Here is a 14,634-nt window from a genome sequence, read left to right as displayed (position 1 = left end):
TTACCAGATATCACGCCGCTTAAAGCCCAAATGCTGATTGGCGACTCTTATACTCGCGGTGACGCATTCGACTCGATCGGCCTGCGCGGTTTACGTCTTTATAACGATGATCGCATGCTGCCGAACGGGCTATCTAACTATGCGCCTGTCATCCGTGGTGTAGCAAACAGCAACGCCCGTGTCTCTGTGACGCAAAGCGGGAACAAGATTTATGAAACCACCGTGCCACCGGGTGCATTTGAGATTTCCGATCTCAGCACCACAGGCTACGGCAACGACCTGCTGGTGACTATCGAGGAAGCCGATGGCAGCAAGCGATCTTTCTCGGTCCCGTATTCATCCGTGACTCAAATGTTACGTCCGGGCTTCGCACGTTGGGATGTTGGTGCCGGCGAATTGCATGACGATTCATTGCATGACTCACCAAAAGTGGCTTATGCCACCCTCTATTACGGGCTGAACAATACCTTCACCGGGTATACCGGCCTGCAATATATGGACACCGGTTTTTACGCGGGCCTCGCAGGTCTTGCCATGAACACTGAGATCGGTGCATTTGCACTGGATGTTACCCACTCCAGCGCAGATATCGACGGGCTTCGTACGCTGACAGGCCAGAGTTATCGACTCTCCTTCAGTAAGATGCTCTCGGCAACGGATACGTCATTAAACGTGGCAGCCTACCGCTTCTCCACGGAAGACTACCTCAGCTTGCACGATGCGGCCTCACTGGCCGATCGCGTGAAGTATCGCGATCAGCAACTGAAACCCGGCAGTAATAGCGAGGATGTGTATAGCACCTTCCAGCGTATGAAAAACCAAATTCAGGTCAACATCAGCCAGCCGCTACGCACTGGCAAAGTGGATTATGGTTCGATGTACATCAACGGTAGCTGGCAGGATTACTGGGATGGCAGCCGTTCAAGCTCTAACTATACCGTGGGTTATAGCAACGCCTTTACCTATGGCAGTTACAGCGTCTCCTTGCAGCGTACTTATGATGAATTTGGTGAACAGGAAGACAGCGTTTACCTCAACGTCAGCCTGCCGTTCGATGCGCTGTTTGGTACGGGTAAACGCCCTGCCGGTTTCAACAGCGTTAACGTGGGTCTGAACTCTGATTTCAAAGGCAGTACGAGTCTCAATACCACCGCAAACGGCAATACCGAGGACAACCGCTTCAACTACAGCGTGACGAGCAGCAATAGCCGCACGGATGAGAGTACGCTCAATCAGATCAGCGGCTACGGCAGTTATAACAGCCCTTATGGTCCGCTAAGCCTTTCTGCCTCAGCGAGCGATGACAACCAGCAACAATATTCTGCCAGCTACAGCGGCGGCATGTTGTTGCATTCCGGTGGGATCACTCTGGCGCCAGGCAGTATCAGTGATACCGATTCGCTGGCACTGATTAAAGCCAGTGGCGCAAAAGGAGCACGTCTGAGCAACGGCGACGGTGAGATCGGTAATTCAGGTTACGCCATCATGCCTTATCTTTCCGCCTACCGTGAAAACCGTATCGGTCTCGATACCAGCACCATGAGTGCCGACGTTGAAGTGAAAAATACCAGTACGGTTGCCGTACCGCGTAGCGGTGCCGTGGTGCTGGTGAATTTCGAAACCGACGAAGGTCGTTCGGCAGTACTTGAACTCCAGCGTTCTGATAACGGCTTCATCCCTCTCGGCGCCGACGTGCTGAGCGAGAAAGGAGAGATTGTCGGCAGCGTGGGCCAGGCAGGACAAGCCTATGTTCGCGGTATCGAAGACAAAGGCACGCTCAGGGTTGTCTGGGGAAACGGGCAGCAAAGTGCCTGTAATGTGCATTATCAGATTCAACCCAATGCACAGAAAGCGGGTCTGACCACGCTTTTAACTCATCAACTTTGCCGGATGTAATTCATCTATAACAGGGAGTTTTCACTCATGACGTTCACTTTGAATCATTTCGTTCGCTGCATTTATGCAGCAACGCTCTTGTCTGTTACCTGTGGCTATGCCCAGGCTGCGGATAATCTCGACGTAACCTTCACGGCCAATATCCGGGAAACGACCTGTGATATGGCCATCAGTGGCGGAACCGGTAACGGCAAAAACAACACGATTACGCTCGGAACCAGCGGAAAAACCCGTATTGATACGATTGCGGCAGGTACAGCAACAACTGATTTCAAACTGGTGCTGACGGAGTGTCCATCCAGCCTCACTTCACTGAAAACAACTGTAAGCGGCTCAGTGTCAAATCTAATGAAAACGGCCATTGCCAACGGCATTACCGCGACATCTGGCGGAGCCAGTTATGTTGGGGTATCGATTGCACGCAGTTCGGCACCGACCACGCCTTTTGAGATCAACTCGACAGATGACAGCAAACGTATTGTCTGGACCCCGGGTGAAATCACCGCAAAAGAAGTGCCTTTAACCGCCAAACTGGTAGAAACCCAGGCAGATAGTGCAACGACAGGTCAGTTCAGCGCCGTCGCCACTTTTAACTTCTATTACGAATAACCAGACAGAAAACGGAGAACCTATAATGGAATTTAAACCTACGATCTTTGCCCTCTCTGTTCTGGGATTCGTATCCACAGCCGCGTCTGCAACCATTACCGGGACGAGCAGTGTTTCAGCCACCTTTAACACCACCATTGAAGCGGGAACCTGTAGCGCTCAGGTGCAGGATGCCTCTGGCTCGCCAACATCGCAGATTAGTTTTGGTGACGTCTTCAAATCCGACCTGGCCAATAAAACCCGCGAAGAGGCGTTCAAAATCGCCTTCACCGGTTGTGCAGGTGTGAGAACGGCAGCAATCAGAGCAACCACTGGCGCAGGTGGCAGTTGTTCTTCCGCGTCTAGCCTGAACTTTGGCGCAAATAACAATACGGCATTTGAACTGTGGAATGGGGATTCAGCGACGGGTACCCAGTTGAGCTGTAAATCACCGCAAACCGAAACCGTGACTATTTCGTCTGGCACCGCGACCTATAATTTGAGTTCGCGCATTGTGGTCGCTGACGGTAAGACCGTTGCCGATGTCACTACAGGGTCGGTTACTTCGCCTGTCACGTTTCTGGTCACCTATCAATAAGTCATAAAGAACAGGCGGTAGCTTGACGATGCGAAATACACCGTTATTTATAAAAAAATACAGGCTGCTGCTGGCCGTTATTTCAGGTTTGCTGATCCCTGCCTCATCCCATGCGGATGGGGCATGGATGGACGTTAATATCAGAGCCAATATTGTCGCCAATACCTGCAAAATTAACGTGTCTGACGGCGGCCAGGTTCAGTTGCCGGTGGTTCCCCGCAGCTGGTTTTTCAATACCGATGGCAGTAATAAATACAATGCAACCCAGGATGCGGGTGGAACGCGCTTCACTGTGCAAGTGACAGATTGTGATGATATTGCCAGTGGTGCAGCAAGCAAATTGCATTTCAATTTTTCACCGCAATCAGGTTCTCTGGCTCAGGGGAATAAACAGGTATTTGCTAATGATAAAGAGCAAGAGAGTGATGGCGCGAAAAATGTCGGTATTGTCATCTTTTCAGACGCATTCCATCAGAATGTTTTAAGTCAGGATGGCAGTTCTGATGTCATCTTTGACGTTACCTCAAAGCAAAATAGTTTCGCGTACTTAACCGATTACGCCTTTTATGCTCGTTACCAGAATATTGGTCAGGTGACGTCAGGACGCGTCACCAGCAATGTACTGGTGAGTGTGATTTACGAATAATCCCCGGACCAGCGTTAAACCGCAGAGTTCTGGTATTGCCCATCACAGGAAGAGAATATTCAGGTTTATGACCATGACAGGATGTTTAAATAAAAAATCAATAATCACGATGTCGCTTTTCGGCGTGCTGTTTTCTGCCACCTCAGCCTGGGGAGCGACCGAATGCCGTTTTGGAAATGGCTATGGTGGGACAACAACATTAGTAAATGGCCCTACCAGTGGCCCAGCTCGCGCGGCCCCACGCCCAAGCACGGGAGGGACATTTTTAATGCAATTTACTACAGATATTTCGCCAGGTATCCAGATTGGCTGTAGTTTAGGTAACGACGGCACCAGTGAATGGGGGATGACCGATCCTTCCGTCTATGCTGGTTCTCTGTATCAGGACGGAACGTTTCAAACCAATATCCCGGGCATTGTCTACACGGTGAATATCGAAACAGTGGATGGCATTGGCCACGTTTTTGGCACCAATACAACGGCCTATAAAGAGCTCTATGTGAATAACGTCCCCAGCAACTGGGATGGCAAATGGGTTAATGCCAAAATTCAACTGTGGCAAACATCTGCTTACAACGGCAACCCGAATAAAGTTAGCGTCATCAAACCCGTTGCCGGAACATTAGGGCTAATGGGGCTCGGGGATCCAAACGACTCTAATAACCGCCCATGGTATTTTAAAGTTACCGAAGATACTTTTCAGATCCCGCTCGTTCTGCCAACTTGTGATGTTGTCACCTTGGCAGATGGGGGAAATACCGTAGAACTGGGTGACTATTTTGTTTCCGATATTCAAAAGAACCAGACACGCGATGTCCCGTTTGCCGTGCAGGTCAGTAACTGCACCAGCGTGGCGAAATTCACGACGAAACTGTCGACATCAAAGATCACTGGCGGTGCAAAAAAGCTGCTTGCCAATACATTGTCCAGTAACGCTGCGGCAGGGGCTGGAGTGAAAATTATCGACGCGAATAACCAACAGCTTATTCCTAACGATTCGAATTCAGCTTTTGTACAGACAGACGCTAACTTACCTGCGGTAAGGAATTTTAATTTTATCGCCAGACTAGAAGCAGACGGAAATACCATTAAATCCGGTGCGTTCAGTGCTGTGGGCACGTTCACCCTGACGTACGAATAATCACCCCTGCGGCTGATTACTGATCAGCCGCGACATCGTCTCCAGCGAATCGGTTCTTAAGATGTACAGGCGTTTCAGTAAGAACGGATTATCTCCCGGTTTCACCTTTCCCCTTACCGTCGTCACTGCCAGGTGGAACCCTGCATCGTTCGCCGCTTTTATCGCCTTCTCGTCGTAGCCACCAAACGGATATGAGAGGTAAAGCACGTGCGGGTTAAACTGCGCCAGGTCGCGTCGTGAGCGCTTAAAATCAAACAAAATATTGTGGTAGCTGCGGCTCAGTAAAATGGGCTGATGGTTGACGTCAACGCGGTGCAGAAAATGCGTGTGAGACTGATAGTCGAACACGTCATGCATCTGATCCAGCTCCGACACGCTCATAAACTGCAGGAATTTTGGCGCCCATTTCTGCGGCTGGCGCTTAATGCGTGACGAAATGATAAATGCAGTCGCCTTAAATCCATACTCTTTCAGGATCGGGTAAGCATAGCGGTTCACGGACTTCAGCCCGTCATCGAAGGTGATCACCACGGCCTTTGCGGGTAGGTTCATTTTATTTCGTACGTACCCTTCCAGCTGGTACATGGTCAGGGTGGTGTAGCCCTGGTCGCGAAGCCAGGTCATCTGGTTGTTAAAGGCACGCACGCTGGTGGTTGTGGAGGTATGACGAAAACGGGTGTTCTCTTCATCACGCAAAATATGGTGGTAAGTAATAACCGGAATACCGTTGTCTTCCTGTGCATCCAGGCTGCTGACCCATGCCAGACGGTTGCCGATGCGGATCTGGAACCAGGTCTGGTTCAGACGGTCCTTAAGCTTGTTCAGTATAGGGTAGCGAAGATTGGCGCTTAACGTCCCGAACGGCGCGCTACCACTGGAGGGCGCGTTATAGATCGGCGTGTCTTTCCAGGTAATGAGGTTCTGATTGCTCAGCGGTTTATTCAGATCGCCAAGGCTGTCCTCAACGCGCTGTTTCCCCTGAACCGGCTCAAGGTGCCCCTTGTCGATAAAACCCGTGCCAAAACCGAAGCGAAATTCGTAGTAATCCGCCGCCGCAGGTACGACGGCCAGGATTTGCCCCGCGCGCACATTGCCAACATTAATGACGCTGTTCCCCACCTGCGCCCAGATCGCCGCATCTTCGGTGGTTTGCATATATTGAGCAGGCAGGCTTTGCTGACTGAGTAAACTGGCAGAAGAAATGCCAGACACGAACATCAATAACAGGAAAACAATACGCGTGAACATGAGGGTCTTATTCGAAGCGGAAATACTTATGCCATTGTAGCAAAAGCGACATCAATACCAACGTTTAATTCTTATACAGGTCATGAAGCAGGACGAAAGGAGGATTTTTTTGCTGCTGATGCCACAAGCTGCTGACTTCCGGTGCGCCCTGCACAACAATAGCGTCACGGAATCCGGCACTGGTTAACGTTTCACGCTGCGGATACATCATTTTCAGTAATGGAAGGCTGATGCCCGAGATCACCTCACAGCAATCATGCTTATGGCTCAGCAATGCGGCTGCGCGGTAAGGCGCCGCGCCCGATTTATCGGTCAAAAAAATCACGCCATCACCGGTGTCGGTTTCATGCAGGGCATCGCACATCATGCGGCTGAGCATGTTGGTGCTCAATCCACGCCAGTAATTTACCGCCCGGCATTGCGCCAGCGGGCCAAATTTGGCTTCAAGCTTATCCAGCATGTCCTGCGCCCGTTCATCGTGGCAGGTAATCACCCATCCCAACATAACTCTCTCCTTAGCAGGCAAGTAGTTTAGCGGAGTGAAGGTTCGCTTTGGGTGATAACTGTCAAAGAAAGTGCCCGGCAAACAGAATGTCGCCGGGCAGACGGTTAGCTGCGAAGACCGCGCCCGCGCTGGATCAAATACCAGCACAGCAGATAGAAGAAGAGGATAAACACCACCAGCACCGCCACCGTGGTAAACAGCGGCACATCGGTAATGCCAAGGAAGCCAAAGCGGAAGCCGCTGATCATGTACACAATCGGGTTCAGGTGCGACAGTGCCTGCCAGAACGGAGGCAGCAGCGTGAGGGAGTAGAATACCCCACCCAGATAAGTCAGTGGCGTCAGCACGAACGTCGGGATCAGGCTAATATCGTCAAACGTTTTGGCGAACACGGCGTTCAGCAGACCAGCCAGCGAGAACAGGATCGCCGTCAGGAGCAGCGTCAGCGCGACAAACAGCCACGAGTGGACCTGGAACGGCACAAAGAACAGCGAGATCGCCGTGACCAGAATCCCCACGCAGAGGCCACGCGCCACGCCGCCACCGACATAACCGGCGATAATGACGTGCGTTGGCACAGGCGCGACCAGCAGCTCTTCAATATTACGCTGGAACTTGGCGCTAAAGAATGACGACGCCACGTTGGCATAGGCGTTAGTGATCACCGCCATCATGATCAGACCCGGCACGATAAACTGCATATAGGTAAAACCGTGCATCTCACCAATACGGGAGCCAATCAGGTTGCCGAAGATGATGAAATAGAGCGTCATGGTGATCACCGGCGGCACCAGGGTTTGCACCCAGATGCGCATAAAGCGGTTAATCTCTTTCGCCCAGATACTTTTCAGCGCGACCCAGTAAAGATGCGTCATGCCTTGTCTCCTTGTTTATCCTGCACCAGAGAGACAAACAGCTCTTCCAGTCGGTTCGCTTTGTTACGCATACTTAAGACCTGAACACCCTGTGCGCTTAGCTGAGAGAACACGCTGTTAATCCCCTGCTCACGCAACACTTCCACTTCCAGCGTCGAGGTATCCACCAGACGATACTGATACCCTTCCAGTTTTGGCAGCGGGCTTTTCGCCGCCAGGTCGAGGATAAAGGTTTCTGATTTCAGCTTGGAGAGCAGGTCTTTCATCGAGGTGTTTTCCACCAGCTCGCCATTCTGAATGATACCGATGTTGCGGCAGAGCATTTCGGCTTCTTCGAGGTAATGGGTTGTCAGAATAATGGTGGTGCCTTTGTCGTTAAGATCTTTCAGGAAGCCCCACATGGAACGACGAAGTTCGATGTCCACACCAGCGGTGGGCTCATCGAGGATCAACAGTTTTGGTTCATGCATCAGCGCACGCGCAATCATCAAACGGCGCTTCATCCCACCGGATAACATCCGCGCACGTTCGTTACGCTTTTCCCACAAATCGAGCTGTTTTAGATACTTTTCGCTGCGCTCAAGCGCCTCTTTGCGCTCAACGCCGTAGTAACCTGCCTGGTTCACTACAATCTGTTGTACGGTTTCAAAGGGGTTAAAGTTGAACTCCTGCGGAACCAGCCCCAGTTGGCGCTTGGCGTTCACCACGTCTTTTTGCAGGTCATAACCAAAGACGCTGACCCGACCGGACGTTTTATTAACCAGCGAGCTGATAATACCGATCGTGGTGGATTTCCCCGCGCCGTTCGGTCCCAGAAGCGCGTAAAAATCACCGGCCTCTACTTTTAGATCTATCCCGCGTAGCGCCTGAACGCCACCTGGATAGGTTTTTTTAAGCTGCTCAAGCTCCAGTGCAATAGCCATGAATTTAACTTACCTTCAGTTCTTACACACGTTGTGTGGTTTCATTAAAAGTCGGGTTACCCTATAGTAGCGCAACGCAATAACTCGGTTACAGGTCGCTAACCTCCATGAACAACATAGATACACTCATCAGCAACAATGCACTATGGTCAAAAATGCTGGTGGAGGAAGACCCAGGATTTTTTGGAAAACTGGCGCAAGCCCAGAATCCACGCTTTCTGTGGATTGGGTGTTCCGACAGCCGCGTCCCGGCCGAACGCCTGACCGGCCTCGAGCCCGGCGAACTGTTTGTTCACCGTAATGTCGCCAACCTGGTGATCCATACCGACCTCAACTGTCTTTCTGTGGTTCAGTATGCCGTTGACGTTCTGGAAGTCGAGCACATCATTATTTGCGGCCACTATGGCTGCGGCGGCGTACAGGCGGCGGTCGAGAACCCGGAGCTGGGGCTCATTGATAACTGGCTGCTGCACATCCGCGATATCTGGTTCAAACATAGCTCACTGCTCGGCGAAATGCCGCAGGAGCGTCGCATGGATACCCTTTGCGAACTGAACGTGATGGAGCAGGTCTATAACCTGGGCCACTCAACGATTATGCAATCGGCGTGGAAACGCGGGCAGAAGGTCTCTATCCACGGCTGGGCGTATGGTATCCATGACGGCCTGCTGCGCAATCTGGAAGTGACTGCAACAAACCGCGAAACGCTGGAACAGCGTTACCGTTCGGGAATTGCCAACCTCAAGCTTAAGCATGTGAACCATAAATAAAGCCGGGGATTGTCTCCCTCTCCCCATGGGAGAGGGCCGGGGTGAGGGCATCAGCCCGCAGTTACTCGTCCAGCAATACCACCTTCCCCACATACGGCAGATGACGGTAACGCTGCGCGTAGTCAATGCCGTAACCGACGACGAATTCGTCAGGAATCGAGAAACCCACGAACTCTACCGGCACCTGCACTTCACGGCGGTCAGGTTTATCCAGTAGCGTACAAATCGCCAGAGATTTTGGTTCACGCAGGCTCAGGATCTCGCGCACTTTAGACAGCGTGTTGCCGGAGTCGATGATGTCCTCAACGATCAACACATCTTTGCCACGAATATCTTCATCCAGGTCTTTCAGGATTTTCACATCACGGGTTGTGGACATGCCGCTGCCGTAGCTGGAGGCGGTCATAAAATCGACCTCATGTGGCACATGCACTTCACGGCACAGGTCTGCCATGAACATGAAAGAGCCACGCAACAGACCGACCAGCACCATTTCGCTGCCGCTGTCCTTGTAATGTTCGGTGATTTGACGACCCAGTTCGGCGATACGCGCTTTGATCTCGGCTTCCGGGATCATCACTTCAACAGTATGTTTCATATTACTAACCATATGATTTTAATGAAAATCTCTCAATGCGGATGAATTAATCTCCGGCATCGATACGCAAGCCAGCCATTATATCAGCAAATGGATAACCCTGGCGTATGAGTTGTAAAAAGCAAATATTGTGATTCCGATCACATTTGTTAATGCCTATAATTAATTGCTAGCAAATAATTAACAAAACTGACGAGTACTTTTCTATGGCTGAAACAAAATCTCAACAGCCGCGTCTACTGGTGACATTAACAGCGGCCTTCGCAGCTTTCTGCGCGCTGTATTTGTTAATCGGTGGCGTCTGGCTGGTCGCGCTTGGCGGCTCCTGGTACTACCCAATTGCAGGTTTGGTTATGGTTGGTGTAACCATCCTGCTATTGCGTAGAAAACAATCCGCGCTGTGGCTGTATGCTGCATTACTCCTCGCCACCATGATCTGGGGCGTCTGGGAAGTCGGGTTCGACTTCTGGGCACTGACGCCACGTAGCGACATCCTCGTGTTCTTTGGTATCTGGCTGATCCTGCCCTTCGTGTGGCGTCGCCTGATTGTGCCTTCCAGTGGTGCCGTTGCAGCGCTGGTGGTAGCCCTGTTAATCAGCGGTGGCATCCTGACCTGGGCCGGTTTTAACGACCCGCAGGAGATCAACGGTACGCTAAACGCGGAATCCACGCCTGCTGCGGCTATCTCGCAGGTGGCGGACGGTGACTGGCCTGCGTATGGTCGTAATCAGGAAGGTCAACGCTACTCCCCGCTGAAGCAGATCAACGCGGATAACGTTAAAAACCTGAAAGAAGCCTGGGTATTCCGTACTGGCGATCTGAAGATGCCAAACGATCCGGGCGAACTGACCAACGAAGTGACGCCAATTAAAGTGGGCGATATGCTTTATCTGTGTACGGCGCACCAGCGTCTGTTCGCGCTTGATGCGGCCACGGGTAAAGAGAAATGGCACTTCGACCCACAGCTCAATTCCAACCCGTCGTTCCAGCATGTCACCTGCCGTGGCGTCTCTTACCACGAAGCGCGTGCCGATAATGCCAGCCCGGAAGTCATTGCCGACTGTCCTCGCCGCATTATGCTACCGGTGAACGATGGCCGCCTGTTCGCCATCAACGCCGAAACGGGCAAGCTGTGCGAAACCTTTGCCAACAAAGGTATCCTTAATCTGCAGACCAATATGCCGGATACCACGCCGGGTCTGTATGAGCCAACCTCTCCGCCGATCATCACCGATAAAACCATCGTGATTGCTGGTTCGGTAACGGATAACTTCTCCACGCGTGAAACCTCCGGCGTCATCCGTGGTTTCGACGTGAACACCGGTAAACTGCTGTGGGCCTTCGACCCGGGCGCGAAAGATCCCAATGCGATCCCGTCAGATGAACACACCTTTACCTTTAACTCGCCAAACTCCTGGGCGCCAGCGGCGTATGACGCGAAGCTGGACCTGGTCTACCTGCCAATGGGTGTAACCACACCCGATATCTGGGGTGGTAACCGCACGCCGGAGCAGGAACGCTACGCGAGCGCTATCGTGGCGCTGAATGCGACCACCGGCAAGCTGGCCTGGAGCTACCAGACCGTTCACCACGATCTGTGGGATATGGACATGCCATCCCAGCCGACACTGGCGGACATTACCGTTAACGGCAAAACCGTTCCGGTGATTTACGCTCCGGCGAAAACCGGCAACATCTTCGTACTGGATCGCAGCAACGGTAAACTGGTTGTGCCTGCGCCAGAAAAACCAGTGCCGCAGGGTGCGGCAAAAGGCGATTACGTCAGCAAGACGCAGCCATTCTCTGACCTGAGCTTCCGTCCGAAGAAAGATCTGAGCGGTGCAGACATGTGGGGTGCCACCATGTTTGACCAGCTGGTGTGCCGCGTGATGTTCCACCAGTTGCGCTACGAAGGTATCTTCACCCCACCTTCTGAGCAGGGCACGCTGGTCTTCCCGGGTAACCTGGGAATGTTCGAATGGGGCGGGATCTCCGTTGACCCGAACCGTCAGGTGGCCATTGCCAACCCGATGGCGCTGCCGTTCGTTTCCCGTCTGATCCCACGTGGCCCAGGTAACCCAATGGAGCCACCGAAAGACGCGAAAGGCACAGGAACCGAATCCGGCATTCAGCCGCAGTATGGCGTGCCGTTTGGCGTGACGCTGAACCCGTTCCTGTCTCCGTTTGGTCTGCCGTGTAAACAGCCTGCCTGGGGTTATATCTCCGGTCTGGACCTGAAAACTAACCAGATTGTGTGGAAAAAACGTATTGGTACGCCACAGGACAGCATGCCGTTCCCAATGCCGGTTCCGGTGCCGTTCAATATGGGTATGCCAATGCTGGGTGGCCCAATCTCCACCGCCGGTAACGTGCTGTTCATCGCGGCAACCGCAGATAACTACCTGCGCGCGTACAACATGACCAACGGTGAGAAACTGTGGCAAGGCCGTCTGCCAGCCGGTGGACAGGCAACGCCGATGACCTATGAAGTGAATGGCAAGCAGTACGTTGTCATCTCTGCGGGTGGTCACGGTTCGTTTGGCACGAAGATGGGCGACTATATTGTCGCGTATGCACTGCCTGATGAAAGTAAGTAACTAAAAAGGCCCGGTGGCGCTACGCTTACCGGGCCTACGGTTCGAGATGTAAGCCGGGTAAGGCGACGCCGCCACCCGGCTTTTTTATACCGTGAACCCCAACATCATCCCCGTATCTTCATGCTCCAGCAGATGACAGTGCGCCATATAGGCAAACTCTTTCGGCGCGGCATGGTCAAATTTCACCAGCACCTCGCTGACCCCTCCTTCAACCCTGACGGTATCTTTCCAGCCCGCGCGATGCACATCAGGCGCTTTGCCGTTCTCTGAAAGAATGCGGAACTGGGTACCGTGGATATGGAACGGATGCAGCATCATGTCGCCTTCGCCAGAAATCACCCAACGCTCAAACTGCCCTTTTGTGGCAGCAAACATTGGCGTGTTCATGTCGAACGCCTGGCCGTTGATCATGTTGGCGTTGTGGAAGTCAAAACCATGGTCACCATGATTCATGTTGCCCATGCCGCCCATTTTGCCGTGGTCCATATTCATATGCCCCATCATCTGCCCGTGGTGCATCCCCGCCATCGCCCGATCGCCATATTTCGCCATCAGCGCCTGCATACCCATCATATCGAGCATCGGGTTCATGGAAAGCTGCAGCTTGCGTTGGGTTAAACCTTCAAGGGAAGGTAACGCCGGGAGCGACGTCAGCGTATCCTGCAGCGTGCCCGATGCTGTAACCTGCAGTGGCTGGATCCGCAACACCGGGTGCGGCTTGTCAAAGGGCGCAACCGCCATACCCATCTGACTGACCGGCAACGTGACCAGGTCAAACGCTTTGCCGTCGCTGATATCCACCAGCACCTCAAAGCGCTCACCCATCAGCATAGGAAGTTCATTCAGTTTGACCGGCTCAGGCAGCAGTCCACCGTCGCTTGCCACCACGTAAAGAGGGCGTTTATCGCTGGTGGCGAAATTCAGCGAGCGCGCATTACATCCGTTGAGCAGACGTAACCGCAGCCAGCCTTTTGGCGCGGCGTGCTGGGGGTAGATCGCGCCATTGGTGAGCAGCGTGTCGCCGAACCAACCAACCGCCGCGGTCATCACATCCAACTGATAATCAATCTGCCCGTCAGCAGTGAATTTTTTGTCCTGGACAATCACCGGTACATCGTCGATCCCCCACTGTTTAGGCAGACGCAGCAGGCGGCTTTCGTCATCTTCAATCAGCACCAGGCCCGCCAACCCCATTGCCACCTGATGGCCCGTTTTGCCGTGCTGATGGGGGTGGAACCAGCAGGTCGCGGCGCGCTGGTCAGGCGTAAAGGTAACGCTGCGCGTACCACCCGCTTTAATAATCCCTTGCGGACCGCCGTCGACCTCGCCCGGTACCTCCAGCCCGTGCCAGTGCAGCGTCGTCTCTTCTGCCAGCGTGTTGTGAATATCAACGGTGACGGCTTTCCCTTTACGTAGCTGAAGCGCCGGACCAAGCAGATTGCCGTTATAACCCCACGTTGTAGCGTTGTGTCCACCGAAGGCCGTTTTACCGGACTGAACAACAAGCTGGATACGACTACGGGCGTCAGCAGTCAGTAAGTCCGGGATGGGTAAGGCAGGTCTGTCAGCCGCGAAAACCGTGCGGCTCCACAGTGGTAATGCGCTGGCAACCCCCAGCGCAACGGAATATTTTAAAAAATCACGACGTTGCATGTTCATTTCCTTATTTCCAGCCGGCGATCTTTTGAGCATAAACCCTCCCCTTACCGGAAGGTCAAGTAAAGCGGTAATAATAAAGATCGTCGCACTGGCACCAAGTATGCTAACGTTATTTTTCCGTGAAGAAGTGGTAGAAGCAATGAAGACGTTTTTCAGGACAATTTTGTTCACCAGCCTGATGGCAATGTGTGCGAACAGCTATGCGCTAAGTGAAAATGAAGCGGAAGATATGGCCGATCTGACGGCGGTTTTTGTATTCCTGAAAAATGATTGTGGCTACCAGAATTTACCCAACGGGCAAATTCGCCGCGCGCTGGTCTTTTTTGCTCAGCAGAACCAATGGGACCTCAGCAATTACGACAGCTTCGACATGAAATCTCTTGGTGAAGACAGCTACCGTGACCTGAGCGGTATTGGTATCCCTACTGCCAAAAAATGCAAAGCGCTGGCTCGCGATTCACTCAGCCTGCTCGCCTACGTGAAATAAGCTTCCCGACGCTCCTTGTTGAGCCTGTAGCCGTGCAACCACGGTGAGAGTTAGCTATCATGTTTCGCTCACTTTTGTGAATGTAACGGATGTTAACAAAGGA

13 protein-coding genes and 1 pseudogene are annotated in these 14,634 nt (G+C 52.6%); 8 read left to right on the top strand and 6 right to left on the bottom strand.

The features are described from left to right. Nucleotides 1-6 precede the first annotated feature (6 nt). From LCD46_03915 to LCD46_03895, 5 genes and pseudogenes are all read left to right on the top strand, one after another. Nucleotides 7-1,896: pseudogene (locus LCD46_03915) on the top strand (outer membrane usher protein). A gap of 27 nt (nucleotides 1,897-1,923) precedes the next feature. Continuing rightward, nucleotides 1,924-2,505, top strand: a complete 582-nt coding sequence (locus LCD46_03910) for a fimbrial protein (GenBank protein UOY71491.1) — start codon at nucleotides 1,924-1,926, stop codon at nucleotides 2,503-2,505. Nucleotides 2,506-2,530: 25 nt separating this feature from the next. Further along, nucleotides 2,531-3,082: a fimbrial protein gene (locus LCD46_03905; GenBank protein ID UOY71490.1), complete on the top strand. Its 552-nt coding sequence runs from the start codon at nucleotides 2,531-2,533 to the stop codon at nucleotides 3,080-3,082. Between the two features lie 28 nt (nucleotides 3,083-3,110). Continuing rightward, nucleotides 3,111-3,728 (top strand): fimbrial protein, encoded by a 618-nt coding sequence (locus LCD46_03900; GenBank protein UOY71489.1) that lies wholly within the window; start codon nucleotides 3,111-3,113, stop codon nucleotides 3,726-3,728. A gap of 73 nt (nucleotides 3,729-3,801) precedes the next feature. Further along, a complete protein-coding gene (locus tag LCD46_03895) occupies nucleotides 3,802-4,869 on the top strand; it encodes a fimbrial protein (protein UOY71488.1) in 1,068 nt (355 codons plus the stop codon). Here the strand turns inward: LCD46_03895 and LCD46_03890 are convergent, their stop codons facing one another. The 4 genes from LCD46_03890 to LCD46_03875 all read right to left on the bottom strand — a co-directional run bounded on the left by LCD46_03890 (nucleotide 4,870) and on the right by LCD46_03875 (nucleotide 8,420). Next, nucleotides 4,870-6,117 (bottom strand): polysaccharide deacetylase family protein, encoded by a 1,248-nt coding sequence (locus LCD46_03890; GenBank protein UOY71487.1) that lies wholly within the window; start codon nucleotides 6,115-6,117, stop codon nucleotides 4,870-4,872. Nucleotides 6,118-6,181: 64 nt separating this feature from the next. Beyond that, on the bottom strand, nucleotides 6,182-6,622 hold the full coding sequence (locus LCD46_03885; GenBank protein UOY71486.1) for a PTS sugar transporter subunit IIA: 441 nt from the start codon (nucleotides 6,620-6,622) through the stop codon (nucleotides 6,182-6,184). A 104-nt stretch (nucleotides 6,623-6,726) separates the two neighbouring features. Continuing rightward, nucleotides 6,727-7,497: an ABC transporter permease gene (locus LCD46_03880; GenBank protein ID UOY71485.1), complete on the bottom strand. Its 771-nt coding sequence runs from the start codon at nucleotides 7,495-7,497 to the stop codon at nucleotides 6,727-6,729. Further along, a complete protein-coding gene (locus LCD46_03875; protein UOY71484.1) occupies nucleotides 7,494-8,420 on the bottom strand; it encodes an ABC transporter ATP-binding protein in 927 nt (308 codons plus the stop codon). The genes LCD46_03880 and LCD46_03875 overlap by 4 nt, the downstream gene beginning before the upstream one ends. Before the next feature lie 107 nt (nucleotides 8,421-8,527). Between LCD46_03875 and can the strand changes: the two genes are divergently transcribed. After that, on the top strand, nucleotides 8,528-9,190 hold the full coding sequence (gene can, locus LCD46_03870) for a carbonate dehydratase (GenBank protein ID UOY71483.1): 663 nt from the start codon (nucleotides 8,528-8,530) through the stop codon (nucleotides 9,188-9,190). Between the two features lie 61 nt (nucleotides 9,191-9,251). On the opposite strand, the gene hpt is transcribed toward can, so the two are convergent. Beyond that, nucleotides 9,252-9,788: a hypoxanthine phosphoribosyltransferase gene (gene hpt, locus LCD46_03865; protein UOY71482.1), complete on the bottom strand. Its 537-nt coding sequence runs from the start codon at nucleotides 9,786-9,788 to the stop codon at nucleotides 9,252-9,254. A 206-nt stretch (nucleotides 9,789-9,994) separates the two neighbouring features. On the opposite strand from hpt, the gene LCD46_03860 reads away from it, so the two are divergent. Next, nucleotides 9,995-12,385, top strand: coding sequence for a glucose/quinate/shikimate family membrane-bound PQQ-dependent dehydrogenase (locus tag LCD46_03860; protein UOY71481.1), 2,391 nt, complete (start codon nucleotides 9,995-9,997; stop codon nucleotides 12,383-12,385). Nucleotides 12,386-12,469: 84 nt separating this feature from the next. Here LCD46_03860 and cueO read toward each other — a convergent pair whose 3' ends face one another. Further along, a complete protein-coding gene (gene cueO / locus LCD46_03855; GenBank protein ID UOY71480.1) occupies nucleotides 12,470-14,038 on the bottom strand; it encodes a multicopper oxidase CueO in 1,569 nt (522 codons plus the stop codon). Between the two features lie 145 nt (nucleotides 14,039-14,183). Here cueO and LCD46_03850 point away from each other — a divergent pair, with 145 nt between their 5' ends. Then, nucleotides 14,184-14,531, top strand: coding sequence for a YacC family pilotin-like protein (locus LCD46_03850; protein ID UOY72888.1), 348 nt, complete (start codon nucleotides 14,184-14,186; stop codon nucleotides 14,529-14,531). The last annotated feature ends 103 nt before the right edge of the window (nucleotides 14,532-14,634 follow it).

This window comes from Enterobacter ludwigii, assembly GCA_023023105.1.
GTDB lineage: Bacteria > Pseudomonadota > Gammaproteobacteria > Enterobacterales > Enterobacteriaceae > Enterobacter > Enterobacter adelaidei.
This window is presented reverse-complemented; position numbering and strand designations above follow the sequence as displayed.

Coding starts and splice junctions, on each gene's coding strand:
- LCD46_03910 (UOY71491.1), top strand. CDS start 1,924: ATGACGTTCACTTTGAATCATTTCGTTCGCTGCATTTATGCAGCAACG.
- LCD46_03905 (UOY71490.1), top strand. CDS start 2,531: ATGGAATTTAAACCTACGATCTTTGCCCTCTCTGTTCTGGGATTCGTA.
- LCD46_03900 (UOY71489.1), top strand. CDS start 3,111: ATGCGAAATACACCGTTATTTATAAAAAAATACAGGCTGCTGCTGGCC.
- LCD46_03895 (UOY71488.1), top strand. CDS start 3,802: ATGACAGGATGTTTAAATAAAAAATCAATAATCACGATGTCGCTTTTC.
- LCD46_03890 (UOY71487.1), bottom strand. CDS start 6,117: ATGTTCACGCGTATTGTTTTCCTGTTATTGATGTTCGTGTCTGGCATT.
- LCD46_03885 (UOY71486.1), bottom strand. CDS start 6,622: ATGTTGGGATGGGTGATTACCTGCCACGATGAACGGGCGCAGGACATG.
- LCD46_03880 (UOY71485.1), bottom strand. CDS start 7,497: ATGACGCATCTTTACTGGGTCGCGCTGAAAAGTATCTGGGCGAAAGAG.
- LCD46_03875 (UOY71484.1), bottom strand. CDS start 8,420: ATGGCTATTGCACTGGAGCTTGAGCAGCTTAAAAAAACCTATCCAGGT.
- can (UOY71483.1), top strand. CDS start 8,528: ATGAACAACATAGATACACTCATCAGCAACAATGCACTATGGTCAAAA.
- hpt (UOY71482.1), bottom strand. CDS start 9,788: ATGAAACATACTGTTGAAGTGATGATCCCGGAAGCCGAGATCAAAGCG.
- LCD46_03860 (UOY71481.1), top strand. CDS start 9,995: ATGGCTGAAACAAAATCTCAACAGCCGCGTCTACTGGTGACATTAACA.
- cueO (UOY71480.1), bottom strand. CDS start 14,038: ATGCAACGTCGTGATTTTTTAAAATATTCCGTTGCGCTGGGGGTTGCC.
- LCD46_03850 (UOY72888.1), top strand. CDS start 14,184: ATGAAGACGTTTTTCAGGACAATTTTGTTCACCAGCCTGATGGCAATG.